The following is a 23,837-nucleotide window of genomic DNA, read 5'->3' as shown; positions in this document are numbered from 1 at the left end:
CGTAGTGTGGAACCACCGCTAGTTGCGGTGACAAAACTTCCCCTGACAAGACGAGCCACTGACGAAAGGCACCACAACCATGGCAGCTCCGGAGATTTCCGCCAGCATCACTGTCAACGCACCTTCGAGCAAGGTCTGGCAGCGGGTTACCGACCTGTCAGCGATGGGTGACCGCAGCCCGCAGTGCAAGAAGATGATCCTACTGCCGCGTCGAAAGAGCAGCGCAGCTGGCGCGGGCGCGGGCGCAGCCAGCGCGGGCAACGCTGGCAACAGCGCCAGCACCGGCACTGGCAGCAACGCTGCAGCCCCGGCCCCAGGCACCCTCACGATAAACTTCAACCGCCAGGGCATCCTCTGGTGGCCCACTTGGGCGGTCGTCACAGAGGTCGTGCCGGAGAAGGTCTTCGAATTCAAGATCCCCCTGAACGGCACGCGCTGGCGCTTCGAGCTCGCCCCCGCCGCCGACGGCTCCCAGACCGTCCTCACCGAGAAGCGCCTGGCTCCCGGCGGCAAGACCTCCTTAATTTCCCGCGCGCTGGTCGCGGTCGTCCTCGGCGGGGAGGAAAAGTTCGAGGCCAGCCTGCAGGAAGGAATCCAGCAGACCGTCCGTGCGCTTGCTAGGGAAGCCGAAAATTTTTAGGTACAGTTCACTTTCGTGAGTGATCAGACCAACCTATCCACCCCCTGGCCCCGTTCCAGAATCATTGCAGCCTGGGCACTGACGAATGCGGTTATCGTTGGAGTTCTGATCTTCTGGCCCTTCGCCAAGGGCGACCCCATGTATTACTTCCGTAATTCCCTGGAGGAGCCTCCACCCCCCAGCCACGGCGCTGTGCCCCTAACCGAGTATCCGGATGCTGGGCTGTGGCCCGTGCGTGCGATCATCCAGCTGAGTGGGGATCACGCCTATGTTTTCCTCACCCTGTTCTCTGGATTCCTTATTGCCCTCAACACGGCATTCTTCTTCTACCTGTTGAATCGCAGCCACCGCGCCGCACTATTCTGGACCGCCTTTACCGCCGCCGCGGGACCGATCGTGTACTCCCGCCTGGATCTGATCCCCGGTCTGCTGGTCGCCGCCACCGCGGCTGCATTGTTCACCCACCCGAAGCTCGCCTCCGCCCTGCTGGGGTTCGCGGCCATGTCGAAGCTGTGGCCCGCCGCGCTGGCCGCTGGGCTGGTGGATAAGTGGAATCGTTCCGCCACCTGGGTTCGTTTGGCCGCGTTCGGCGGCACCCTCGTAGTCGTCGGCGCGATCACGGTGTTGACCTCCGGCTGGGATCGCCTTGTCTCCCCGCTGACGTACCAGGATGTCCGCGGCCTGCAGATCGAGTCCATTTTCGCTACTCCCCTGATCGTCGCCGCCACGATCTTCCCCGGCCAATGGCACATCGCCAAGGCCCCGTCGAAGAGCTTCGAAATCTTCGGCCCGGGCGTGGATCAGCTGCTCACGGCTAGCAGCGTGTTGATGGTGTGCACGATGTTGTTCGGCCTGGGCTGGGCTCTGTGGCGTTTTCTTGGTGACGCCTGGTCTCCCCGCAGTACCGCCCTGTTCTTCCTGACTATGGTGCTGCTGCTGATCGTCTCCAACAAGGTGTTCTCCCCGCAGTACGTCGCGTGGTTCGGCCCGTTGCTGGCCGTGTTACTGGCAAAGCAGCCGGACAAGGCACGCAGCGCCTCTGGGCGGGATGCAGCGCAGAGCGAGCCCGACGCGCTTCGCAAGCTCACGCAACTGAGTGTGCTCGCCGCAGCCCTGACCACGGTTGTATTCCCCTTCACCTACAATCTGCTGTTCGAAGGTCCCCACTGGTTTGCAGCCCTCGTGCTTGTCTCCCGAAACATCCTGATGGTGTACATCACTTACCTGGCGCTCAAGCTCACCATCCACGCCGGGGTAAAGTCGCGACCCGCAAAGAAGCAGGAGGCTGAGGGCGTCACGAAGAAAGAACCTCTTAGGGAAAAAACCAGAGGATAAGGGCCTAAGAATAACGGCGCACGTTGCGATCGCGCGAGAGCCACATTCCGCTAAAACCGCACGCCCACACGGTAGCCACCGCGATCCAGGCCACGCCGAAGTCCGACCAGTCGTAGTTGCCGTCCGGGGCGCGCAGGTTCAAAAGCACGCCGACTGCCTGGGCGCCGATCATTCCCGCAACCCAGCCGCCCATATTCGCCAGGCCGGTGCCGGTGGCGACGAAGCGGCGGTCCACCTTCTCGCGCACGGAGTCGAAACCCAAGTTCGCAACGGGGCCGGTGAAGCCCATGATGATGTTCATCAGGCAGGCTGCCCACAGCACGCCCGTAGGCGCTGAAGTAAAGAACCACAGCCAGCCCAACCAACCGGTGATGGAGAAGATCATGACGATCTGCATGCGACGGTTGTAGAAGCGGGCGGATAGCAGGCCCACGATCGGGCCGACCGCCACGGAGGCCAGCGTGCCCAGCGAGAGCGCCAGGCCGGCCTGGTCGGCGGGCAGACCCAGGCCGAGGGTCATGATCGGCAGGCCCCACAGCAGAGTGAACACCACCAACGCACCCAGGCCCGTCCAGTGGATGAAGAAGCCGTGCCAGCAGACGCGGTTGGTCAGCACGTTGGCCAGGATCTTCTTGACGCCCAGGCGTTCGGCGGGCTCGGCTGCCTTGGCGGGCTCAGCAGGCTCGACGCTGGCCTTGGTGCCCGCGTCAGCGCTGGCATTGGCTCTCGCCGCGGCCTCCTCTGGCTCAGGCTCCGGCGAGTCCTTCACCAGCACGCCCGCCGCCAGCGCCAACAGCGCGCCTACCGCGCCGAGGCTCACGAAGCCGGTCTGCCAGCTGGTCGCGTGCAGCAGGCTCAGGAAAGGCACGGCGGATAGGAACTGGCCGAACTGCCCCACCGCGCCCGTCAGCTGGCCGAGCAGCGGTGCGTGGCGCAGCGGAATCCACGCGGGGATCAGGCGCATTACGGACAGGAAGGCCGTCGCGTCGCCCGCGCCGATCAGCATGCGGGCGAAGATCGCCACCGGATAACTGGTAGTGAAAGCCAGCGTGACCTGCCCCACTGCCATGACGAAAGCGCCGGCCACCATCAGCTTGCGTGGCCCGAAGCGGTCCACCAGCAAGCCCACCGGGATCTGCGCGAAGGCGTACACCGCCAGCTGTAGCGCGGTGAACACAGCCAACTGTGCAGCGTTGATGTGGAAGCGGTCGATGGCATCCACGCTGGCCACGCCGAAGGAAGTGCGTCCCGTCACCGCCAGGGTGTAGCACAGCACCCCGGCTCCCCACACGATGAGCGCACGGGGGCTGAGTTTCTCTTTGTCCGTAGCTGTCACTCATCTCACGCTACTCCTTGGGTTATGGATAGACTTATTCACCATGAGCCTTACCCGCCCCTTCGCTAATCGCCGCCGTATTCTGGTAGCCGTTGTGGCTCTGCTGGTAGTTATCGCTCTGGCTATCTGGGCCGTTCTGGGTTTTTCTGGTGAGGACGCCCCCTCGGCCTCCAACACCACCAACGCCAGCGAGGGCTCGTCCAGCTCCGCCACATCGAGCTCCGCGAAGCCCAGCGAGAAGAAGGAGCCGAAGAAGGACGGCAAGCGGGAGGACGAGGATGATCCCTCGGTAGTTCCGGGGCCGGTCGAGGGAACCGGGTCTTTCACCATGGACGGCCCCGCCCCGGTACAGGGAGCAACGTTCGACTCGATGCCCTACGCCCTGCCGCTGAACCCAGCGGGGCCACAGAACACCATGGTGCGCTGGGTCGATGGCTGGGGTGTATCGCCGAAGGATGCGGAAAAGGGCACGATGTACATCCTGGGGCATGCGTGGGGTGCGGCTCCGCTGGTGTTTAACCCCTTGAGCGAAGCGGTGACGGCGGATGTGAACCTGAACGCCCCGCCGCAGAACCTGAACGGCACGGATGGCAAGCCGGTGAAGCGCTACTCCTCCGACGTGCTCAACGGGGCAAAAATCAAGATGCGCGACGGCGCGAACCACCAAAGGACCTGGAAGGTTACCCGCAGCTGGCTGGTGGATAAGAACGAGGCCATCGTGGACCCTGACATTATGGACGACAAGCGTCCGGGGCGGATCGTGCTGATCGCCTGCTCGGTCTCCGGTAGCAACGACCTCGGCTACAACGTGATCGTCGAGGGCGAGCTGGTCTAGCCCGCTCCCGACTAGCGGCTCCGGCTGCTGGTCTAACCGCCGTAGTCGATGCCGACGTCCTCGCCCCAGAACACCCGGTCCACCACTCGGTGGGCCTTGCGGGTCTTCTTCAGATAGTCGTCCAGGAACTCCTGGGCCTGCTCCGGCGGCCAGTGGGCAGCCGCTGCGACGTGGCGCAGCTGGTCGCCGTGGCTGGGCAGCTGATCCTTCCGCTTGCCCTTGACCAGCACAATCGCATTGCGTGCAATGGTGGCGGTAATCCAGGCATCCCGCAGAATCTCCGCATCGGACTCGGCGATATACTCGCCGCTGGCGAGCTCGCGCAGAGTCTCCAGGGTGGAGGTGTTGCGCAGGTTATCCGCATCGTCCCCGTGCTGCATCGTGAGCAGCTGCACGGTCCACTCCACGTCCGTCAGGGCGCCACGGCCCAGCTTGGTGTGCGTCTTGCGGTCTGCGCCGCGCGGCAAACGCTCGGAATCCACACGCGCCTTCATGCGGCGAACTTCCTGGACGACCTTGTCATCTACCCCTCCCGGCGGGTAGCGGAAGTCGTCGATCATGCGCAGGAACTCGATGCCCAGATCCTTGTCGCCCGCGATCCACGTGGCACGCAGCAAGGCTTGCATCTCCCAGGTCTCGCCCCACTCCTTGTAGTAGCGGCGGTAGGAATCCAGCGTGCGCACGATCGGACCGTTGCGCCCCTCCGGGCGTAGGTCAATGTCCACGTCCAGGGGCGGATCCTGGCTGGGCCTGCCCAGGCGCGTTCGCACCGAGTCGCAAATGCTGGTGGCCCACTTCAGCGCTTCTGATTCGTCCGCGCTTTCGACAGGCTGGGCGACAAACATCACGTCGGCGTCAGAACCATACCCGAGCTCCGCACCGCCCAACCGTCCCATGCCGATAACAGTGATGCGCGCCGGCGCGTTGGCCACATTCTCGTCTTCCCAGAAACGAATCTCGGCGCGCAGGGCGGCCTCGAGCACCGCGTCCCACACCCAGGACAGGGAAACGCAGACCTGCTCCACGTCCATGAAGCCCAGCAGGTCGGCGGCGGCGATGCGGGCCAGCTCCGCGCGGCGCAGCGAACGGGCGACGGCGATGGCCTTATCCGGGTGGCGGTGGCGGCCGGCAGCTGCGACCAGGGAGTGGGTGACGACCTGCGGCTCGCGCTCCAGGAACTTCGGGCCGACGGCGCCGTCGGACAGGATTTTCACCGAGTCCACGGAGTTTAAGAACAGCTCCGCGACATAGGGCGAGGTGCCCAGGATGTGCATAAGGCGCTTGCCCACGATGTTCTCGTCGCGCAGCAGGCGCAGGAACCAGCTGTAGTCGTACGCTGCCTCCGAGAGCTTGCGGTAGTTCAACAAGCCAGCGTCCGGGTCGACCGTCTCCCCCAGCCATTCCAGCAGCGTGGGCAGGATGATGGCCTGCAGCTTGGCCTTGCGGCTGCTGCCCGCAGCCAGGGCGCTTAGGTGCTCGAAGGCGCGGTCCGGGTAGGCGTAACCCAGGGCGGCCAGCTGGCGCTTCGCGGCCTCCGGCGACAGACGGATCGTATCGGCCTGCATCGCCGCCACAGAGGTAAGTAGCGGGCGGTAGAACAGCTTCGAATGCAGCTGGCTGATCTCCAGGCTCACGCGCTTAACGTCGGCCGCCAGCTGCTCGTCTATGGTCTTCGTATCCTGCGGACGGCAGCCGGAGGTGCGGCCCAGCCACACGCGGGCAGCCTTGTCCTCCTTCGGCGGCAGGGTGTGCGTGCGCTTCAGGCGCTGTAGCTGCAGGCGATGCTCCAAAAGGCGCATGAAGGCGTAGTTTTCCTGCAGGTTCTGGCAGTCCGCGCGGCCAATGTAGCCGCCCTTGGCCAGGGCGCGCAGCGAGGCGACGGTGGAGCGTGTGCGCAGCGATTCGTCCGTGCGCCCGTGCACCATCTGCAGCAGCTGGACGGCGAACTCGATGTCGCGCAGTCCCCCGGGGCCCAGTTTTAGCTCTCGGGCGCGGATATCGTCCGGGATGTTCTCGATCACCCGGCGGCGCATGGCTTGCACGTCCTGCACGAAGTCCTCGCGTTCGGCGGCTGACCACACCTTCGCTGCCAGCGCGTCGACGTACTCCTGGCCTAGCTCCAGGTCACCTGTCATGGGGCGCGCCTTTAGCTGTGCCTGGAACTCCCAGGTTTCAGCCCAGCGGTTGTAGTACTTCACGTGCGATTCCAGGGTGCGCACCAGGGCACCGCTTTTGCCTTCGGGGCGTAGGGCGGCGTCTACATCGAAGAACACGCGGCTGCCGATGTTGATGAACTCGCCTGCCCAGCGGGTGGCCTTCGGGTCGGCGGGTTCGGCAACGAAGATGACGTCCACGTCGGAGATGTAGTTCAACTCCTGCGCACCGCACTTGCCCATGGCCAGCACTGCGAGCCGGGCGGGCTGTTCTTCCGGCTCGTAGACCTGCGCGCACGCGACGGCCAGGGCGGCGGTCAGTGCGGCGTCCGCCGCGTCGGAGAGTCGGCGGGAGACCAGCTCGAACTCGACAGGCTCGGCCGATTCCTCGCCACGCTGCACGAAGGTGCCCGCGACGTCGACGGCGGCGATGCGCGCGAGGATGGTGCGGTAAGTTCGGCGCATTGCGTCGTCGGCCTCTGAGCCTGTGACGCCCGCCCGAAATACCCGCTCGCCCGAGCCTTCAATGGGGGTTGCCGAGACGCTGCCGAGCATGAGCTCCATCATTTCCTCGGCCGAGGGCATCCCGTCTTCGAGTTGTTTCCACTCTGCCGGGTTGGCAACGATGTGGTCGCCCAGCATGGACGACGCGCCAAACAGGCTCAGCAGGCGGACGGCGAACCGGCGGGATTCGTTGATCCGCGCCAGCAGCTCGGCGCTGGTGCCTGCGGAGTCCGCACCGTCCGCGCGGTCGAGCACCTCTACCAGGCGGATCAGGTTGTTCAGCGCCAGATCCGGATCGCCCGTCGCGGCGAGAATCCACATCTGCTCCGCGTGCTGGGCATCCACCCAGCCGAGCCGCTCAAGGTCCTCCTGCGCTTTGGGGTGAGTCAGGCCCAGGGTGCGGGCGGTTGGCACGGAGGAACGCGAACTGCGAGGGCGGGTCATGGGGTGAAGGTGCTCCTAGAACTAAAGGAAGTAGTGGGAGGGATGGAAGCGTGGGAGAGGAAGCCGCAGACAGGGCGACTAGAAGGACAGGTTGTTCCGCAGCTCCCACGGCGTGATCTGCGACTGGTACTCGTACCACTCGCGCCACTTGTTACGCAGGAAGAACTCAAAGACGTGCTCGCCGAGGGCATCGGCAACCAACTCGGAACGTTCCATTTCCCGCAAAGCACTGTTCAGATCCGAGGGCAGATCCTTGTAGCCTGCAGCAATGCGCTCGCGGCGGGTCATGCGGGAGACATCCTCCTCCGCCGGGTTGGGCAGCTCGTAGCCCTCCTCGATGCCCTTCAAGCCTGCGGCCAGCAGCACCGAGTAGGCCAGGTACGGGTTGCAGGCGCTATCCGGGGAGCGAACCTCCACGCGACGGGAAGCCGCCTTGTTCTGCGTGTACATCGGCAGCCGCACCATCGCCGAGCGGTTCGACGCACCCCACGCCGCCGCACGCGGAGCCTCATCGCCGGAGGTAATGCGCTTGTAGGAGTTCACCCATTGGTTCGTCACCGCCGTGATCTCCGGGGCGTGCTCCAGAATGCCCGCGATGAAGGACTTTGCGGTGCCCGACAGGCGCAGCTCATCATCCGGGTCGTGGAAAGCGTTGTTCTCTCCCTCGAACAGGGACATGTGGGTGTGCATCGCGGAACCCGCGTGCTCGCGGAAGGGCTTAGGCATGAATGTCGCGGCCACGCCATTGCGGCGGGCTACCTGCTTAATCAGGTAGCGGAAGGTCATCACGTTATCAGCCATCGTCAGGGCGTCGGCGTAGCGCAGGTCGATCTCCTGCTGTCCCGGCGCGTTCTCGTGGTGCGAGAACTCCACGGAAATACCCATGTGCTCCAACGCGCTGATCGCGTGGGCGCGGAAAGCCGGAGCGTCGTCGGTGACTGCCTGGTCGAAGTAGCCGCCGTTATCCGTCGGCACCGGCGGATAACCCTCAGTCTCTAGCTCCTTGACCAGGAAGAACTCGATCTCCGGGTGCACATAGCAGCTGAAGCCCTGATCCGCGGCGGCCTTCATCTGGCGGCGCAGCACCTGGCGTGGATCCGCCCACGAAGGGGTGCCATCCGGCATCGCAATGTCACAGAACATGCGCGCAGACAAAGCTCCATCATCTGACTTAAACGGGAAGATCTGGAACGTCGACGGGTCCGGCTGCGCAATCGTGTCCGATTCCGCGATGCGGGAAAACCCCTCAATCGCCGAACCGTCGAAACCGATGCCCTCCTGGAAAGCTCCCTCCAGTTCCGCTGGCACCACCGCCACGGACTTGAGGTACCCCTGGATATCCGTGAACCAAAGGCGAACGAAGCGGATGTCGCGTTCTTCCAGCGTGCGCAGAACATATTCCTGTTGGCGATTCATATCCCTCATTGTAGAAGTTTCCCGCCCGACTGCGCCCCCGTTTGCGCTAGGCCGCGCCCCCGTTTGCGCTAGTCGGCGGTTTAGCGATTGGGGTTGAGGGCGTCACCTAGAATGAACAGCATGACTGCAACATCTGGAACATCGGGCTCCACCCCCAACGGCTACCTGGTCCCCACTAAGAAGGTGCGCATTGCCGACCTGAAGGCGCGTAAGGGCACGGGCGAGCCGTTTGCGATGCTGACCGCCTACGACTACTCCACCGCCGTCGCGTTCGCCGAAGCGGGCGTGGAGATCATGCTGGTCGGCGATTCTGCCGCGAATGTGGTGTTTGGGTATGACGCCACCCAGCGCATCAGCATGGACGAGATGGTCTACCTGACAGCCGCCGTTGTCCGCGGCGCCGGTAATGCCGCCGTGGTCGCTGACCTGCCCTTCGGCACCTACGAGGCTTCGGATGAGCAGGCCGTGAAGGCCGCCACCGAGATGCTGCATCGCACGGGCGCGCACGCGGTGAAGATCGAAGGCGGGGTGCGGATTGCGGATCGCATTCGCGCTATTACTGACGCCGGCATCTCCGTTTGTGCGCACATCGGCTTTACTCCGCAGTCCGTCAACCAGCTGGGCGGTTTCAAGGTGCAGGGCCGCGGGGCTGGCGCCGAGCAGCTGCTGGCCGACGCCCGCGCCGTGCAGGAAGCCGGTGCCGACATGGTTGTGCTGGAGATGGTGCCCGCGGACGTGGCTGCTTCGGTGACTAAGGAGCTGGCCATCCCGACGATTGGCATTGGTGCAGGTCCGGACTGCGATGGGCAGGTTCTGGTGTGGCACGACATGGCTGCATTCCCGGCGGGTGGACACCGTCCGCGCTTCGCTAAGCAGTGGGCTTCGGTGGGTTCGGATCTGACCGCCGCCGCGGCTGCCTACAAGCGAGAGGTTGCTACGGGCGAGTTCCCGGCGCAGGAGCACTGCTTCTAACCCGGCTGGCCTGCAGGGCCTGTACCCCAACCGCTGTCAGTCACCGCTGGCTTTGCTCAGAAATGTAAACCGAAAGCCGAACCGGCATGCCGCCGCCAGGTGAGTTTTCTAAATCCATCCCCTTTCTTTCTCGAATAGATTCTGGCCTCTCCCCAAAATGAAAATAGGGTTCTAACGAAAACTCTTTCCCTCCCTTAACAGCATAAACACCGGAATCCACATAGCCACCGCAGAAGATTGACTTCTCATGCTTGTCACCTGCCTGATCCCTACATTCCACAAGGTCATACTGCATTAGCTCTGGGTCACTAGACAAAGCGTCTAAAACCTCTCGATGGTACTTCTCCAAAAATGTCTTCTTGGCGTGATCCACTCTCACGGTGTTTATTGGGGAATCTTCCGTCACCATTGGAACTGCCCTCCCGTTCCCATATTTATCCAGCGCGTAGATCCTGGAGGATATTTCACCCGGGAACAGTACTAATTTGAAGGACAACGGAACAGAAATCACGTATACCGAAAAGGACAGAGCAAAGAAAATTGCCCACATACGGGATTTTCTGCCCGGGTTCTTTTTCCTCCAAACCGATCTGGAAATCAAAATAATGATTGCCACCCAGGCCATAATTCCGGACAGAACAGTTAAGAGGATCAACCCGTGAAAAATGAGATCTAAAACATTAGCCCCTGGGGCAACATCAGAGACGTCAAAAGTCCGATAGAAAACATTTACGTCCACACGCTTTTTGCCCTTTTGTTACGCCTGCACATAGTGACCTGCCTTGAACTGCGCGTTTGATCAACACTTAGGACAGTACAACAACGCTGGGCGGTTGGGGTTAGATGGCGTCCAGAATAACGAAGATGGCGGCGACCACGCCGCAGATCAGGACAGCCGCAGTCACCGCGACGACCGAGCCGACGTTGGCGGTGAGGCGTTCGGCGCGCAGCCCGGCGCTGAAGCGCAGGTAGCGGCGCCTTTGAGTCAGCAGAATGAGTGCCGCGAACAGCATCAACATCCCGGCCGCGGGCAGTACGATCACACCGTAGCGGCCGATCCACCGGAACAGCAGAGCGCTGACGACCAGCAGCGCCAACACGGTGCGCTGCCACGACAGGCTGGTGCGCTCCGGCTGAAGCCCCAGGTCAGAGTGCGGGCGCGTCACTTACAGCTCCATCCCAAAGTCGCCGAAGATCACAAACCCCAGCACAACCGCGCAAGCCACCACGGCCACGCCTGCCAGGAAGGGCACGATCGCGGGCACCGGCAGAGCCTTCCCGGTTCGCATGGCACGCTCCACGCGCAGCCACCGCACCGCCGCCCCCAGGCCGATAAGCATGCCGACGATCAGCACCAGCACTGCCGCGGCGCTCCACAGGTGCTCGGGCACGTTCGGCGAGCGGAATGCCTCCAGCGCCACCCCGCCAGCCAGAAACGCCAGGCTAGTGCGGATCCACGCCAGGAAGGTACGTTCGTTCGCCAGGGTAAACCGCGGATCCGGCTCCTTCCCCTCCGGCAGTAGGGTTCGCGCCAGCCACGAGCGCTCCGCCTCGCCGTCTACGCGACCGCTTACGCCGCCCGCGCTGCCCGCACCGCCCGCGCTCCCGGAGTCCTTAGTCGTCATCTTCCGCGTCGTACTCCTCGGCTTCCTTGGTGCGCTGCTGCGCGGTCGCAATGGCAGCCTCAGCCTCCTCGCGTGTGTCGTATGGCCCCATGCGGCTATCCCACGCGCTGTCCTTACCCTGGCTCACCTGGCCGGTCTTCGTATCGTAGTACCACTTCTGCGCATCATTTTCGCCCATAGGCTCATGTGTACCACACGCACCGGACAGCCCCCGCCTAATCGGCCGGCCAGGCGAAACGTACCTTTCGCGCTGCGGGTTCGGCTTCGATCAGGGTGACTTTAACTGTTGACGCCTCGTCTGGGTCGCCCATACAAGTCGTCAAGATGGGCGGCTCCTCGACCAGGATTTTCGCCTTGTCTCCGCCGTCGCTATTGAGCACCGTCGCGTTGAAGTTCTGGCCTACCCACGGTTGCAGGACGACCGCCTCGGTGAGTTTCAGGCAGGCGCGGTCGACAGCGCTGGCCGTCTGGCTGCTGGATTTCATGGTGCCGAGAACCTGGTCGACGTTGGCGGTCACCCACTCCGGGATAGGCTGTTTGCTGGCGATCGCCAGGCAGATCTCCGTGGCGAAACGGTCCACCAGTCGGCGCAGGGGCGCGGTGACGTGCGCATAGTAGCCGCCGATGCCGGCGTGGATGCTGGGCGCCGCACCGGCATCCTCGCCCGCGCCGGCCGCGCCAGCTAGCTTCTCGCTGTCCGCGCCGCCCGCGCCAGCGGGCTCAGACTCACCAGCCTCAGCATCCACGCCAGCCAGGCCGAACTGCTGGTACCCCGCCCCGCGCAGAAGACTCTGCGCGTCACGCATGAGTGCCATACCGCGCGGCGTGGAGGCGTCAATATCAGCGAGCAATTCCCCGATCGGGCGGCCGGAGCGATCGAACCCCAAGGCGTGCGCGGAGTGGTCGAAGGCGGCGATCTCCTTGTCCCCGGCGGGCGGCAGGGTGCGCAGGATGCCCACGCCCGCGCGCACCATCATCTCCCCGGCGCACATGCCCGCCAGCAGAGACAGCTCGGAGTTGAAGTCGTTCATCTCCTGGCGCTCGTCGATGCCCAGCACATAGCGCTCGGCGCCATTGTCATCCTGCGTGCGCTCCACGGAGATCGAAGGCAAACGCAAGTTGATGGCCTTACGCCGCAGATCAGAGCGCTGGCGCGCCCGCCCAACTTCCGGCAGCTGGGCGATGGCGGGGTGCAGCGTGTCGCCGTGCATGTCCGCCTCTACCTCGGTGTAGTCGAAGCGCTTCACGGAGCGGATCAGCGCGCGGTACACGGTGAAATCCGCGACCTCACCGTCGGCGCGCAGCAGGATATCCCACACCACGGCGGGGCGGGTCTGGTCCGGTAGCAGCGAGGCGCTGCCCTCCGAGAGTTCTGCCGGGTGCAGGCGGGTCGGCTCGTCCGGCAGGTACATCGTCTGGCCGCGCTGCAGGGATTCTGCCATCAGCGGCCCGGCCGGATCCACGAAGGCGGCAACGTCTGCAATGGCGTACAGCACGCGCCACCGTGCGGCGCCTTCAGCATCGTTCGCGCCGGCCCCGTCGCCGTTCGCGCCAGCACCAGCCACGTCCGGCGCGTCCTGAATGTTCACCGCCTGGTCCAGATCCATCGAGCCCGCCGGGTCGATCGTCACAAATGGAATATCCCGCAAGTCGCGGCGCTGGTCGGCGTGCTGGTCAGTGGCCTGCAGCGCGTCGGCGTGGACGTCCTCCGGGAAGCGTTCCGGCAGTTGGAACTCCTCGGCGATGGCGCGGAAGTTCAGCTCGGCGGCGAAAAGTTTCATGACACCAAGAGTGGCACAATCACCTCGCCCCGGCCACGCGCTCAGCCAGCCACGCGCCCAACCGAGTTCCCCGGCCACGCCGGAAACCGACACCCGGTCCTACATCCAGCCAGCCACCCCAGCCCCCGCAAACATTTTTGCGCCGAGACGACCTATGAGCCGGATTCTGTCCTATCCCCCGCCCACTCCGCAGTACCGCGTGGGCACGCGAAGAAGGCGTGGGACGAGGCGATCATCCATCTGAGCCCACCATTGCTGGTGGCTTCAAGCGGCCTACCTGCTCATCGTTGGGCGGGCAGCCCTAGAGCTACGCCGCACGCTTGTGCACCATCTGGGATGGCGCACGTGCGGGCACCTTGACCTTGCTCCCGGTGGGGTTTACCTAGCCACCCCAGTCGCCTGAGGTGCTGGTGCGCTCTTACCGCACCTTTTCACCCTTACCCGCGCGTGGCGGGCGGTTTGTTTTCTGTGGCACTGTTCCCGCAGGTCGCCCCGGGTTGCTGTTAGCAACCACCGTTGCCCTATGGAGTCCGGACTTTCCTCCGCGCCCGGCCTGCCCCGTGTACAGGGTGGTTCCGCGCGCCGCGATCGCCCGGCCGTCTCGACAAGGTTTAACTCTAGCGCACGGTTTCTCCATCGAGGAAGTGCGTATCGTTGACCCTTCGCACCACGGCGCTGTCCTTGTTGCTGCCCTTATTATTGACGCCCACTTCTCCCCCGGAACCTTCTGAACCATCCGGGAAGATTTCGATGACGCTCAAGCCCGCCAGATCCAGGTGCAGAGTGCGGTACAGTGCGCCACTGGCGCAGAGAGCATGGCGCAGGATGGATTTGATGGGGGTGACGTGGCTGACCAACACAACATCCTCGCCAGGGTGGTTGCGAGCCACGTCCCGGAGGAAGGGGCGCACGCGGGCGAGCACGTCATCGGGACTTTCACCCCCGCTGGGGGTTGCGGCACTGTCCCAGAAGCAGGCGTCGTGCTCAAGGGGGAATTCATCCATAACCTCGGCGAAGGTGCGGCCTTCCCAGTCTCCGAAGTCCATCTCGATTAGGGCTTCGGTCACATGGACGCGAGGCTTGGTGGTGCCAGGGCCACCGCCACCCGCGGGTGACGCAGCAAGTGCCTCGGTCAACGCCTCAGCCACGGCCTCTGCGGTTTGGCGGGTGCGTTTCAGCGGGGAGCTGTAGATGGCCACCGGGCCAGCGCTGCTTCCTGCACCAGCGTTGCCGCCCGCGCCGCCTGCCAGCTGCCCGGCCACGTAGTCCGCGGCCCGGCGGGCCTGCTCACGCCCGTGGGAGGTCAGCTCCGGGTCGGAGAGCCCAGAGAACTGCTTCTGCACGCTCATCTCCGTCTGCCCGTGCCGCAGCACCCACAGGCGGGTGGGCTTCCCGCCGGGGTGCCATTCCGGCGCGCTCGCGGCGTCGGTCACGGCCGCCGCGCCGGTGGTCTCCGCGCCCTTGCTCTCATTGCCTGCAGCGCCTGAAGCCCCTGCAGGAGCCGGCGCAGCATCCTCGCCGGCCTCGACTGAGTCGGCGGCGGGTTGGAACGAGAGGGCGTCATCAAACCAGCGCCCCCCAATCCCATCATCCATAGCGCGATTGGCCAGCTCGTCGGCGCGCTTATTCTGCGCGCGCGGCACCCAGTTGTAAGTGACGGCGGCAAGAGTCGCCTCGAGCTCCTTGACCCGCGCGGCCAGGGGCTTCATGTCGGGGTGCTTGATCTTCCAGCGGCCGCTCATCTGCTCGACGACGAGCTTGGAATCCATGCGTACCTGGATCTCCAGGTCCGCGGCGGCGACTCCGCGAATTTTCGCCACCTCAATGGCCAGTTCCAGAGCATTGATGAGCCCCTGGTACTCCGCCACATTATTCGTGGCCTTGGCAATGAACTCCCAGCGTGCGGCTACTTCCTGGTCATCCTCCAGGACCGAACTGCCGCAACCGGCGATGCCCGGGTTACCGCGGGATCCTCCGTCGCATTCCACGTCTAAGCGCATCATTCATCACCCTCGTTCTGTCGTCTTCAGGTCACTCTATCGCAGCAGCAGGACATTACATTCAGGGCACCGTGGCACTTCCCCGCTGCCGTCTGCTGCCAGCTTGTCGATCTCCTTCAAGGACAGTGGATCCAACTCCATGAAGCACGCCTGGCACGTCCGCCCCTTCAGCGGCGCGGCCCCCACCCCGTACTCGGCGAGTTGCTGGTCGTAGGCCTGCAGCAGCTCCGCGTTCGTGTCTTCCAGTGCTGTCCGGCGCTGGGTCAACCGGGCTTTGATGGCGGAAATGTCGGCCTCCAGGGCGTTGGTCGCTCGGTCCAGGTCGGTCTGCGCCGCGGCAATGTCCTCGTCGATCTGCGCATGCGTCTGGTCGTCGGCCTCGTCGGCGGCGGAATTGGCCCCGCTGAACATGGACTGCACCTTCACCGAGCGTTCCAGCCGCCCCTCCAGATCCCGCAGCCGGTCGCGGGTGCTGCGCAGGTCGTGCTTCAGGTCGCGCCGCCGCTCCGGGTCGGTTTGCGAGTTCAGCCCCGCCACGTTCGCCCGCTCGCGCTCCTTGAGCTTCGCCACGTCCTGGCGCAGGCGCATCAGGGAGGCCCGGTCGCTCCTGACCTGCGCGTTGTTCAGCACCTGCTGGCGGCGTTCCTCGCGCTTCTGAGCCTGCAGCTCCTCCAGCTTCGCCTGCTCCGGCAGCGAATCCAGCCGCGCTTGCGCGATGCCCAGCTCCTCCTGGTCGCGCGCTAGGTCTGCCAGGTTCTTTCGGTCGTCGGTCGTCCAGCGCATCGCAGTTATCCTCCTATTTTTCGTGCACGGTCCACGGATCGGTGCGCACGTCGATCACTGTGGTCTGTGCATTCGTTGCCTTCTTAATGACGCCTTCCGCCTGGAAACACCACGGAAACTCGCTGGCCCAGTGGGCGGTATCGATCACCGGGCACCCGCCCATGCGCAGGTGCTCATCCACCGGGTGGTGGCGCAGATCGGAGGTGACGAAGCAGTCCACGCCCATTTTTGCGACCTGACTGAGGAAGCTATCACCGGCGCCGCTAGCGACGGCAACGGTGCGGATCATGGCATCCGGGTCTCCGGCTGCGCGCACGCCCCATTCGGTAGCGGGCAGGCGCTCGGCCACGCGGGCGGTAAACTCCCGCAGGGTCATTGGGGTATCCAGCTCGCCGACGCGCCCGATGCCCAGCTGCTGGTCGGCGGGCGTGGGAAGGGAGGTTTCCACGCAGTCGTAGGCCGGCTCCTCATAGGGGTGGGCCTTGATGAGGGCCGAGCGGATAGCTTCCCGCTTCGCGGCGGGGGCTACGAACTCGATGCGGACCTCCTCGACCGTCTCGACCTCCCCGACCGCGCCGAGGTGCGGATTCGCGCCTTCCGTGGGCAGGAACTGGCCGGTGACGGAGAAATCAAAGCAGGCCTGCTCATAGTCGCCCTGCGCGCCACCGCCTGCGGAAAAGATGGCGGATTTCACCGTGGGGGCGTCACTAAGAGGAACGGTGAAGCCCCACTTGTCGGTGCCAGAAGGGATCGGCCGCAAAGGTGCGCCCGGGGTGACGCCGAGGAGCTCGGCCAAGCGATCGTTCACGCCGGGGCGGGCGGAATCGGCGTTTGTGTGTGCGGCGAACAGGGCGATGCCGTTGCGGATCAGCTTGTGGACGATGCGGCCCTTCGGGGAGTTGGCGGGCACGGCGGTGACGCCACGGAGCAGCAGCGGATGGTGGACCACGAGCATCTGCGCGCCCTGGGCGATGGCGGCATCCACGACGGCGTCGGTGCAATCCAGGGCGAAGGCGACCTTGTCGGCGGGCTCGGCGGGGTCACCACAGATCAGGCCTACCGCGTCCCAGGATTCCGCAAGGTGGGGCGGGTAGGCGGCCTCCAAGGCGGCGACGACGTCGGCGACGGTGGTTTGATTCGCGGCGGGGTTGGTAGATGGCTCGGGCACGGATTCTCCTGGGGTACTGCTATGTGCTGCTAGCTTTGCGGCTGCAAGGTGCTGCCAGCCCGGCTGCTCGCTCGGCTGGCTGCATGCTCCACCCAGCCTAGCCAGATCTGACACACTGGAGGAGTGCGAGACTTACCAATTCTGCTTGTAGACGTAGACGGAACGCTGATGGATAGCTACCCCGGCATCCGCGCCAGCTTCGTGAACGCCCTGGAGGCACACGGAGTACCGGTGCCTCCCGAGGAGCGCGTACGCGAAATCCCAGGCCCGCCGATGGTGGAGACCCTGCGGGACATTGGCCTGGAAGGCGAGCTGCTGCAGAAGGTTTTTGACACGTACCTTTCGGACCAGGAAAACGGACGCTGGAAGGAAGCCACCCCGTTCCCCGGCATGCGCGAGCTGCTGGAAAAGTGGTCCAACGAGGGCATTATCCTGTCCACGGCAACGTCCAAATCCGAAGTGTCGGCGGAGCGGATCCTGCGCGAACACGACATGCTGAAGTACTTCGCAGTACTCGGCGCGGCACAGGAGGACGGCACCCGCCGGTCCAAGGCTGCCGTAATTGAGTACGCGCTGGAGCAGCTGAAAGAGGCTCCCGAGGTGCGGGAATTCCTGGCTCACATGAGCGCCGAGGAAGGCCTGCAGGCTCTCGACCCGACGAAAATGCTGCTGATCGGCGACCGCATCCACGACGTGGAGGGTGCCGCGCAGTCCGGCATCCCCACGGTGCTGGTCGGCTGGGGTTACGGTTCCGAGGAGGAGCACGCCAAGGCCGCCTACACGGTTAACACACTCGAGGAGCTGGATTCGCTGGTGCAGCGCTGGGCCAACGAGAGCTAGCCGGGGCGCCTCAACTAGCTGGGCGCCACGATGAACTGAAAGGAATTAAATGCACATCACTGTCGTATGCACGGGCAACATCTGCCGTTCCCCGATGGGCGAGGTGATTCTGCGCGCCGGCCTCGAGGATGCCGACATCGCCACCAGTCACTCACCCGCCGACGCGCCCGTGACCCTGAATTCCTGCGGACTCGGCGGCTGGCACATCGGCGACGGCGCTGATGGTCGGGCGGTGGATGAGTTGGCGTCATTGGGCTACGACGGCACGGAGCACCGCGCGGCACAGCTTGGACCTGCGCATTTGGGCGCCGACCTCTTCCTGGCCATGGACGACGGGCACGTGCACGGGTTGCGCAACGCGGGGGTCGCCCCGGAGCGCATTCGGTTGTTCCGTAGCTTTGACGCCAACTCCCCAGCCGGTGCCGAAGTCGCCGACCCTTACTATGGCCACCGCTCGGACTTTACCGAGGTCGGGCAGCAGATTGAGGCCGCCGTGCCGGGGATCGTGGAGTACGTGCGGGAGCAGCTGGGGCGTTAGTGAGCTTTTCCACTACTTACAGCTCGGAAGAGTTGCAGAACGCCCGGTCCGCAGGCCTCAGAACTCCACCATTGGCACCTAAATGTCAACGGATCGAGCCCCCAGAGCTGCTTCAGACAGCCAAATGCCGCTAAACCGGGAATCCTGAGCCACCTCAGATGGACGAATGTAGCTAGTAAGCAAGTAAGTTAATGGGAACTAGAAGCGCTCCCTACCTCGCTTTTCCGCGCGGCGTTCCTCGAAACGGGAGCGGGTGCCTCCATAGCGGTCGGTGAGGTCGGAACGCTTCCGAGGTTTCGGCTTCTCGGCGGGAGTACCATTCCCCCTGTTCAGCGACCTATCGCTATCGGCTTGCTTAGACTCTGCGGCGCCGCTGGGCTTCAACTTTTCAGAGCCGGCCGGCTTGGGTTTAGCAGCAGCGTCGCCTGCCGCTTCGGCGGCACCGACACCATCGGTGATCTGGGCATTTAGGCGGGCAACCTCGGCGCTTTCCTCGCGCTCCCGTCGGCGCTCGCGCATCTCCGCATACACAAACCAGCCCAAGCCCACCGGCGCCAAGATGCCGAACGCAATCCACTGAATTCCGTAGGACAAGTTAGTGCCACCATCCAAGTGCGGCAGCGGCAGCGCCTGCAGATCCGGCGCATCGCCATCTTCTCCACTGCCGGCACCATCGGCACTTCCACTGCCGTTATCGCCGTCTGCACCTCCGCCGGCAGCACCATCCTCGGCGCTCCCACCGTCGGCATCCCCACCATCACCGCCACCGGTCATGCCGTTCAGGCGGTCGACGCTCTCCGAATCGAGCTGCACATAATCCGCCGCCAGATCCTCGCCCGTCACCTCGGAAATCTGCTTCGTCGACATGCCCGTGACCTGCGTGTATCCCTGAGACTCCGTAGGCTTCGCATCCGGCACAGCCTCGCTCATGCGGATAAACCCGGTCACCTTCACGTCACCACCCGGTGCACGCTTCAACTTAGGCGCAGCCCCGTCCCCCTCCACAGCAACCCACCCGCGATGCACCAAGACGGTCTGCCCACCGTCGAGCCGAAAGGGCGTCAAAGCTTGATAAGAGTGAGCCGATTCCACCGGGCGGTTGCGCAGCAGCACTTCTTTGTCTGGCAGGAATTGGCCCTGTAGTGCGACTCTGGTCCATTCTTTTTCGACGCCCACTGATTCCCCGTCACCCGGGATCACGTCGGTGATCGGGACGGGGTCGGTTTGCAAGGATTGTTCGAGGCGCTGGTTGAAGGCGTTCTTGTCCTGGTTCTTCCCCAGTTGCCAGGGGGCTAGGAAGCTGAATGCGGCGTAGGTGAAGGCGAGGACCAGGATGGCGGTGATGACCCATCCGGGTGTGAGGAAGTTTCGCCAGCCGCTGCGCTTCGAGGATGCCATGTGCTCCATTATTGCCCCGAGCAGCGAGAGCGGCCAAATAGTCGGAGCCAAGCCTAACCGGGCAAAGCTGAGCGGTGCGGAGGAGTGCGGGCGAAGCGGAGCTAAGCCGAGCGGGCGAGGCTGAGCCAGAGCCAAGTCTCAGCGGAAAACAAAAACAGCCCCGCGGCCGAGGTGGCTACGGGGCTGTAAAAAATTTTGGTGCGCCCTGACGGGTTCGAACCGCCGACCTGCTGGGTGTAAACCAGCTGCTCTTCCAGCTGAGCTAAAGGCGCGTGCTGTTTGAAGCGTTAATGACTCTAGCACGCCCACCCACAAAAACACGAAACCGCAGGTGGTGCGCGGTGCGGGACGAGCAGGCCCGGCGCGGTAGTGCTAGCCGTGCGGCAAGCGGCAGCTCGGACAAGCCGCCTAGCGCTTGGTGCCGGAAGAAACCAGGCAGGCGCCCTGCCAGTCGCCCAGGCGCTCGGACTTGGTCTGCACCAGGCCCGCCAGCTGGGCGGACTCGGCGATCACGCCCGGCTCCACGCGGCCGGCATCCAGCTTCGCGGGGGTCAGCAACCAGATGCGGCCGTCCTCCCCCAGGCTGCGGGTCGCATCGACCAGGCCGTCGACCAAGTCGCCGTCCTCGTCGCGCCACCACAAAAGTACGACGTCAACCACTTCGTCAGTGTCGATATCCAACAGGGCATCGCCGATAGCGTCTTCCAGGGCTTCGCTGATGCTGTTATCGCAATCTTCGTCCCATCCGATCTCCTGGATCAGGCTGTCGGATTCGATGTTGAGCAGGTCCGCCCAATCGTGTCCATTTTGAGACTGTGTGCGCTGTGCGCCCTTCGCGCCATTGCCTTGTGCACCGCCAGCGGAGCCTGTAGAGCTCGAAGCCGTACCGGGGGCCATTGCCACTGTTATTTCGTACCTTTCTAAGAAAACCAGCCCGTCGCCTAACCGCCAGCGCGTGGTGGCCGTATCACAACCGCTACACGCCCCTGCAGTTATCGCAGCTGGTGTGGTTAAAAATCTTCATTTTTGAACCTAACATAGTCGGGCTTCCAACGGAGGTTTTCTAACGCGACTTTGACGTACTGTGGAAACCACAAGGGGCCAAACCACAGGCGCCCCACAACCCGCGGATCTTAGGAGGACGAACCAATGTCCACTTCAGCAGAAGAGAACAACAGCGCATACGATGCCAGCAATTTTGCTTTGATCCGAGACGGAGTGGCCTCCTACCTGGCCGATTCCGACCCGGAGGAAACCCAGGAATGGATGGATTCCCTCGACGGGCTGCTGGAATCCGCGGGGCCGGATCGCGGCCGCTACCTGATGCTTCGCCTGCTGGAGCGCGCCACCGCCAAGCGCGTCCCCCTGCCGCCCCTGCTTTCCACCGACTACGTCAACACGATCCCCACCACCCAGGAACCCGACTTCCCGGGTGACGAGGAGATCGAGAAGCGCTACCGCCGCTGGATTCGCTGGAACGCGGCCATCATGGTTCACCGCGCCCAGCGTCCGGGCATTGGGGTGGGCGGCCACATCTCCACTTACGCCTCCGCGGCCCCACTCTACGAGGTCGGACTGAACCACTTCTTCCGCGGCAAGGATCACCCGGGCGGCGGCGACCAGATCTTCTTCCAAGGCCACGCCTCCCCCGGCATGTACGCCCGCGCTTTCCTGGAAGGCCGACTTTCCGAAGAAGACATGGATGCCTTCCGCCAGGAGGCCTCCAAGCCGGACCACGGCCTGCCTTCCTACCCGCACCCGCACGGCATGCCGGAGTTCTGGGAGTTCCCGACCGTCTCCATGGGCTTGGGCCCCATGGATGCCATCTACCAGGCACGTTTCAATCGCTACCTGCATGACCGTGGCATCAAGGACACGTCCCAGCAGCACGTCTGGGCGTTCCTCGGCGATGGCGAGATGGACGAGCCGGAATCCCGCGGCCTGATCCAAACCGCCGCGCTGAACAACCTGGATAACCTGACCTTCGTCATCAACTGCAACCTGCAGCGCCTGGACGGCCCGGTGCGCGGCAACACGAAGATCATCCAGGAGCTGGAGAGCTTCTTCCGAGGTGCCGGCTGGAACGTCATCAAGGTCGTCTGGGGCCGCGAGTGGGACGAGCTGTTCGCCCGCGACGAAGAGGGCGCCCTGGTCCACGCCATGAACACCACCCCGGACGGCGACTTCCAGACGTTCAAGGCCAACGACGGCGCCTACGTCCGCGAGTACTTCTTCAACAAGGATCCACGCACCGCCAAGCTGGTGGAAGACATGACGGACGAGGAGATCTGGCACCTGCGTCGCGGTGGTCACGACTACCGCAAGATCTACGCCGCCTACAAGCGCGCCCTGGAGACCAAGGATCAGCCGACCGTCATCCTCGCCCACACCATCAAGGGCTACGGCCTGGGCCACAACTTCGAGGGCCGCAATGCCACCCACCAGATGAAGAAGCTGGCGTTGGAAGATCTGAAGCTTCTCCGCGACAAGCAGGACATCCCTTTCTCCGACGAGGAGCTGGAGAAGGACCCGCACCTGCCGCCGTACTTCCACCCCGGCGAGGATGCAGAAGAGATCCAGTACATGCTGAACCGCCGCAAGGAGCTTGGTGGCTTCTTGCCGGAGCGCCGCGAGAAGTTCACGCCTCTGAAGATGCCCGACCTCTCCATTGCGAAGCTGGCCCGCAAGGGCTCCGGCAAGCAGGAGGTCGCCACCACGATGGCACTGGTTCGCGTGTTCAAGGACCTCATGCGCGACGACGAGCTGAAGAAGCGCATCGTGCCGATCGTCCCGGATGAGGCGCGTACGTTCGGCATGGATTCCTGGTTCCCGACGCTGAAGATCTACAACCCGCACGGCCAGAACTACACGCCGGTGGACCACGACCTGATGCTTTCCTACCGCGAGGCCACCGACGGCCACATTCTGCACGAGGGTATCTCGGAGGCCGGATCTATGGCTTCCTTCATCGCCGCCGGCACCAGCTATGCCACCCATGGCGAGGTCATGATCCCGCTGTACATCTTCTACTCGATGTTCGGCTTCCAGCGCGTGGGCGACGAGATCTGGGCGGCCGCAGACCAGATGTCTCGCGGATTCCTGATCGGAGCCACCGCGGGCCGTACCACGCTGACGGGCGAGGGCTTGCAGCATATGGACGGCAACTCCCCCGTGTTGGCGTCCACAAACCCTGCCGTGGTGACGTACGACCCGGCGTTCGGCTACGAGATCGCCCACATCGTGCACCGTGGCATCGAGCGCATGTACGGCGAGAACAGCAACGATGGCCGCGGCGAGGACGTGATCTACTACCTCACCGCATACAACGAGCCGATCCACCAGCCGGCGGAGCCGGAGAACCTCGACGTGGAGGGACTACACAAGGGTATTTACCTTTATGACGCCGCCTCGGGCTCAGCGGAGTTGCAGGCCAATATTCTGGCCTCTGGCGTGGCCATGACCGCAGCTTTGAAGGCGAAGGAGCTGCTGAAGGAGTTCGACGTAGACGCGAACGTGTTCTCTGTGACCAGCTGGAACGAGCTGGCTCGCGACGGCCAGGCCGTGGAGCTGGAGCAGCTGCGCGACCCGGCGGCGGAGCCCCGCACCGCGTTTATTACCCAGCAGCTGGAGGCAGCGGAGGGTCCGTTCGTGGCAGTGAGCGACTACGCCACCACCGTGGCCGAGCAGGTGCGCAAGTGGGTGCCGGGCGAGTACGTGGTGCTGGGTGCCGATGGCTTCGGCTTTGCGGATACTCGCGAGGCGGCGCGCCGGTACTTCAACGTGGATGCGGAGTCCATCGTGGTGGGCGTGCTGCTGGGGCTGGCGCGCGAGGGCAAGATCGAGCGCTCCGTGGCCGCGGAGGCGGCCGAGCGCTTCCAGATCGACGACCCGACGGCAACGAACTAGCCGCGCGCTACGCCTGCCCCCGGCGTGGCCAGCAGGTCCCGGGGCGCTTGGGCGCTCCGGGCGCTCCCGCAAGATTGTTAGGATGAGTGTACAAACGCCCGCGCCATGCGGGATTGCGCGGGAGCTTTGGCCGCAAGGCTTTTAGCTTAGCGACCGACGCGCG

The 23,837-nt window shown here is 64.3% G+C and carries 20 protein-coding genes, 1 tRNA gene and 1 other RNA gene; 7 read left to right on the top strand and 15 right to left on the bottom strand.

What is annotated here, in order from left to right:
- The first annotated feature begins 79 nt into the window (after positions 1 to 79).
- Both MHX63_RS05940 and MHX63_RS05935 read left to right on the top strand, forming a co-directional pair.
- Positions 80 to 640, top strand: coding sequence for an SRPBCC family protein (locus tag MHX63_RS05940; RefSeq protein ID WP_239387672.1), 561 nt, complete (start codon positions 80 to 82; stop codon positions 638 to 640).
- Between the two features lie 15 nt (positions 641 to 655).
- On the top strand, positions 656 to 1,975 hold the full coding sequence (locus tag MHX63_RS05935) for a hypothetical protein (RefSeq protein WP_239387671.1): 1,320 nt from the start codon (positions 656 to 658) through the stop codon (positions 1,973 to 1,975).
- A gap of 4 nt (positions 1,976 to 1,979) precedes the next feature.
- Here the strand turns inward: MHX63_RS05935 and MHX63_RS05930 are convergent, their stop codons facing one another.
- A complete protein-coding gene (locus tag MHX63_RS05930) occupies positions 1,980 to 3,311 on the bottom strand; it encodes an MFS transporter (RefSeq protein ID WP_239387670.1) in 1,332 nt (443 codons plus the stop codon).
- A 43-nt stretch (positions 3,312 to 3,354) separates the two neighbouring features.
- Between MHX63_RS05930 and MHX63_RS05925 the strand changes: the two genes are divergently transcribed.
- On the top strand, positions 3,355 to 4,146 hold the full coding sequence (locus MHX63_RS05925) for a sortase (protein WP_239387669.1): 792 nt from the start codon (positions 3,355 to 3,357) through the stop codon (positions 4,144 to 4,146).
- A gap of 32 nt (positions 4,147 to 4,178) precedes the next feature.
- Here MHX63_RS05925 and MHX63_RS05920 read toward each other — a convergent pair whose 3' ends face one another.
- Together MHX63_RS05920 and MHX63_RS05915 are read right to left on the bottom strand one after the other, a co-directional pair.
- A complete protein-coding gene (locus tag MHX63_RS05920; RefSeq protein ID WP_239387668.1) occupies positions 4,179 to 7,247 on the bottom strand; it encodes a bifunctional [glutamine synthetase] adenylyltransferase/[glutamine synthetase]-adenylyl-L-tyrosine phosphorylase in 3,069 nt (1,022 codons plus the stop codon).
- A 78-nt stretch (positions 7,248 to 7,325) separates the two neighbouring features.
- Entirely contained in the window at positions 7,326 to 8,663 is a 1,338-nt protein-coding gene (locus MHX63_RS05915; protein WP_239387667.1) for a glutamine synthetase family protein, read from the bottom strand.
- A gap of 120 nt (positions 8,664 to 8,783) precedes the next feature.
- Here MHX63_RS05915 and panB point away from each other — a divergent pair, with 120 nt between their 5' ends.
- Positions 8,784 to 9,635, top strand: coding sequence for a 3-methyl-2-oxobutanoate hydroxymethyltransferase (panB, locus tag MHX63_RS05910; RefSeq protein ID WP_239387666.1), 852 nt, complete (start codon positions 8,784 to 8,786; stop codon positions 9,633 to 9,635).
- 40 nt (positions 9,636 to 9,675) lie between these two features.
- Here panB and MHX63_RS05905 read toward each other — a convergent pair whose 3' ends face one another.
- The 9 genes from MHX63_RS05905 to MHX63_RS05865 all read right to left on the bottom strand — a co-directional run bounded on the left by MHX63_RS05905 (position 9,676) and on the right by MHX63_RS05865 (position 16,992).
- Complete coding sequence (locus tag MHX63_RS05905) at positions 9,676 to 10,374, bottom strand: hypothetical protein (protein WP_239387665.1); 699 nt, start codon at positions 10,372 to 10,374, stop codon at positions 9,676 to 9,678.
- Positions 10,375 to 10,474: 100 nt separating this feature from the next.
- Positions 10,475 to 10,801 carry a DUF202 domain-containing protein gene (locus tag MHX63_RS05900; RefSeq protein ID WP_239387664.1) on the bottom strand — a complete coding sequence of 109 codons (327 nt, stop codon included), beginning with the start codon at positions 10,799 to 10,801 and terminating at the stop codon, positions 10,475 to 10,477.
- The gene (locus MHX63_RS05895; protein ID WP_239387663.1) at positions 10,802 to 11,260 is read right to left on the bottom strand and encodes a YidH family protein; all 459 of its coding nucleotides are present in this window, start codon (positions 11,258 to 11,260) and stop codon (positions 10,802 to 10,804) included.
- Positions 11,250 to 11,438, bottom strand: a complete 189-nt coding sequence (locus MHX63_RS05890) for an SPOR domain-containing protein (protein WP_239387662.1) — start codon at positions 11,436 to 11,438, stop codon at positions 11,250 to 11,252. Before MHX63_RS05890 ends, MHX63_RS05895 begins: the two co-directional genes overlap by 11 nt.
- A gap of 37 nt (positions 11,439 to 11,475) precedes the next feature.
- Complete coding sequence (locus MHX63_RS05885) at positions 11,476 to 13,041, bottom strand: RNB domain-containing ribonuclease (RefSeq protein ID WP_239387661.1); 1,566 nt, start codon at positions 13,039 to 13,041, stop codon at positions 11,476 to 11,478.
- Positions 13,042 to 13,180: 139 nt separating this feature from the next.
- An RNA gene (rnpB, locus tag MHX63_RS05880) (RNase P RNA component class A) lies at positions 13,181 to 13,645 on the bottom strand.
- Positions 13,646 to 13,658: 13 nt separating this feature from the next.
- Positions 13,659 to 15,044 carry a bifunctional RNase H/acid phosphatase gene (locus MHX63_RS05875; protein WP_370644023.1) on the bottom strand — a complete coding sequence of 462 codons (1,386 nt, stop codon included), beginning with the start codon at positions 15,042 to 15,044 and terminating at the stop codon, positions 13,659 to 13,661.
- A gap of 33 nt (positions 15,045 to 15,077) precedes the next feature.
- Positions 15,078 to 15,824 carry a zinc ribbon domain-containing protein gene (locus MHX63_RS05870; RefSeq protein ID WP_239387660.1) on the bottom strand — a complete coding sequence of 249 codons (747 nt, stop codon included), beginning with the start codon at positions 15,822 to 15,824 and terminating at the stop codon, positions 15,078 to 15,080.
- Positions 15,825 to 15,837: 13 nt separating this feature from the next.
- Entirely contained in the window at positions 15,838 to 16,992 is a 1,155-nt protein-coding gene (locus MHX63_RS05865; RefSeq protein ID WP_239387659.1) for a Nif3-like dinuclear metal center hexameric protein, read from the bottom strand.
- Between the two features lie 123 nt (positions 16,993 to 17,115).
- Here MHX63_RS05865 and MHX63_RS05860 point away from each other — a divergent pair, with 123 nt between their 5' ends.
- A complete protein-coding gene (locus MHX63_RS05860; protein ID WP_239387658.1) occupies positions 17,116 to 17,832 on the top strand; it encodes an HAD hydrolase-like protein in 717 nt (238 codons plus the stop codon).
- Between the two features lie 49 nt (positions 17,833 to 17,881).
- A complete protein-coding gene (locus MHX63_RS05855) occupies positions 17,882 to 18,370 on the top strand; it encodes a low molecular weight protein-tyrosine-phosphatase (protein ID WP_239387657.1) in 489 nt (162 codons plus the stop codon).
- 198 nt (positions 18,371 to 18,568) lie between these two features.
- On the opposite strand, the gene MHX63_RS05850 is transcribed toward MHX63_RS05855, so the two are convergent.
- From MHX63_RS05850 to MHX63_RS05840, 3 genes are all read right to left on the bottom strand, one after another.
- Positions 18,569 to 19,768: an SURF1 family protein gene (locus tag MHX63_RS05850; protein WP_370644024.1), complete on the bottom strand. Its 1,200-nt coding sequence runs from the start codon at positions 19,766 to 19,768 to the stop codon at positions 18,569 to 18,571.
- Between the two features lie 196 nt (positions 19,769 to 19,964).
- Positions 19,965 to 20,040, bottom strand: a tRNA-Val gene (locus tag MHX63_RS05845).
- Positions 20,041 to 20,176: 136 nt separating this feature from the next.
- Positions 20,177 to 20,671, bottom strand: a complete 495-nt coding sequence (locus MHX63_RS05840; protein WP_239387655.1) for a DUF3052 domain-containing protein — start codon at positions 20,669 to 20,671, stop codon at positions 20,177 to 20,179.
- Positions 20,672 to 20,917: 246 nt separating this feature from the next.
- On the opposite strand from MHX63_RS05840, the gene aceE reads away from it, so the two are divergent.
- On the top strand, positions 20,918 to 23,674 hold the full coding sequence (gene aceE, locus MHX63_RS05835) for a pyruvate dehydrogenase (acetyl-transferring), homodimeric type (RefSeq protein ID WP_239387654.1): 2,757 nt from the start codon (positions 20,918 to 20,920) through the stop codon (positions 23,672 to 23,674).
- Positions 23,675 to 23,837 lie beyond the last annotated feature (163 nt).

Source organism: Corynebacterium sp. ACRQK, from assembly GCF_022345965.1.
Lineage (GTDB): Bacteria > Actinomycetota > Actinomycetes > Mycobacteriales > Mycobacteriaceae > Corynebacterium.
Note: the sequence above shows the minus strand (reverse complement) of the source record. Positions and strands in the feature narration are given on the sequence as shown.

Bases quoted from the DNA above. Each gene is read 5' to 3' on its own strand.
- MHX63_RS05940 (WP_239387672.1), top strand. From the start codon at position 80: ATGGCAGCTCCGGAGATTTCCGCCAGCATCACTGTCAACGCACCTTCG.
- MHX63_RS05925 (WP_239387669.1), top strand. From the start codon at position 3,355: ATGAGCCTTACCCGCCCCTTCGCTAATCGCCGCCGTATTCTGGTAGCC.
- MHX63_RS05920 (WP_239387668.1), bottom strand. From the start codon at position 7,247: ATGACCCGCCCTCGCAGTTCGCGTTCCTCCGTGCCAACCGCCCGCACC.
- MHX63_RS05915 (WP_239387667.1), bottom strand. From the start codon at position 8,663: ATGAATCGCCAACAGGAATATGTTCTGCGCACGCTGGAAGAACGCGAC.
- panB (WP_239387666.1), top strand. From the start codon at position 8,784: ATGACTGCAACATCTGGAACATCGGGCTCCACCCCCAACGGCTACCTG.
- MHX63_RS05895 (WP_239387663.1), bottom strand. From the start codon at position 11,260: ATGACGACTAAGGACTCCGGGAGCGCGGGCGGTGCGGGCAGCGCGGGC.
- MHX63_RS05890 (WP_239387662.1), bottom strand. From the start codon at position 11,438: ATGGGCGAAAATGATGCGCAGAAGTGGTACTACGATACGAAGACCGGC.
- MHX63_RS05885 (WP_239387661.1), bottom strand. From the start codon at position 13,041: ATGAAACTTTTCGCCGCCGAGCTGAACTTCCGCGCCATCGCCGAGGAG.
- MHX63_RS05875 (WP_370644023.1), bottom strand. From the start codon at position 15,044: ATGATGCGCTTAGACGTGGAATGCGACGGAGGATCCCGCGGTAACCCG.
- MHX63_RS05870 (WP_239387660.1), bottom strand. From the start codon at position 15,824: ATGCGCTGGACGACCGACGACCGAAAGAACCTGGCAGACCTAGCGCGC.
- MHX63_RS05855 (WP_239387657.1), top strand. From the start codon at position 17,882: ATGCACATCACTGTCGTATGCACGGGCAACATCTGCCGTTCCCCGATG.
- MHX63_RS05850 (WP_370644024.1), bottom strand. From the start codon at position 19,768: ATGGCATCCTCGAAGCGCAGCGGCTGGCGAAACTTCCTCACACCCGGA.
- aceE (WP_239387654.1), top strand. From the start codon at position 20,918: ATGTCCACTTCAGCAGAAGAGAACAACAGCGCATACGATGCCAGCAAT.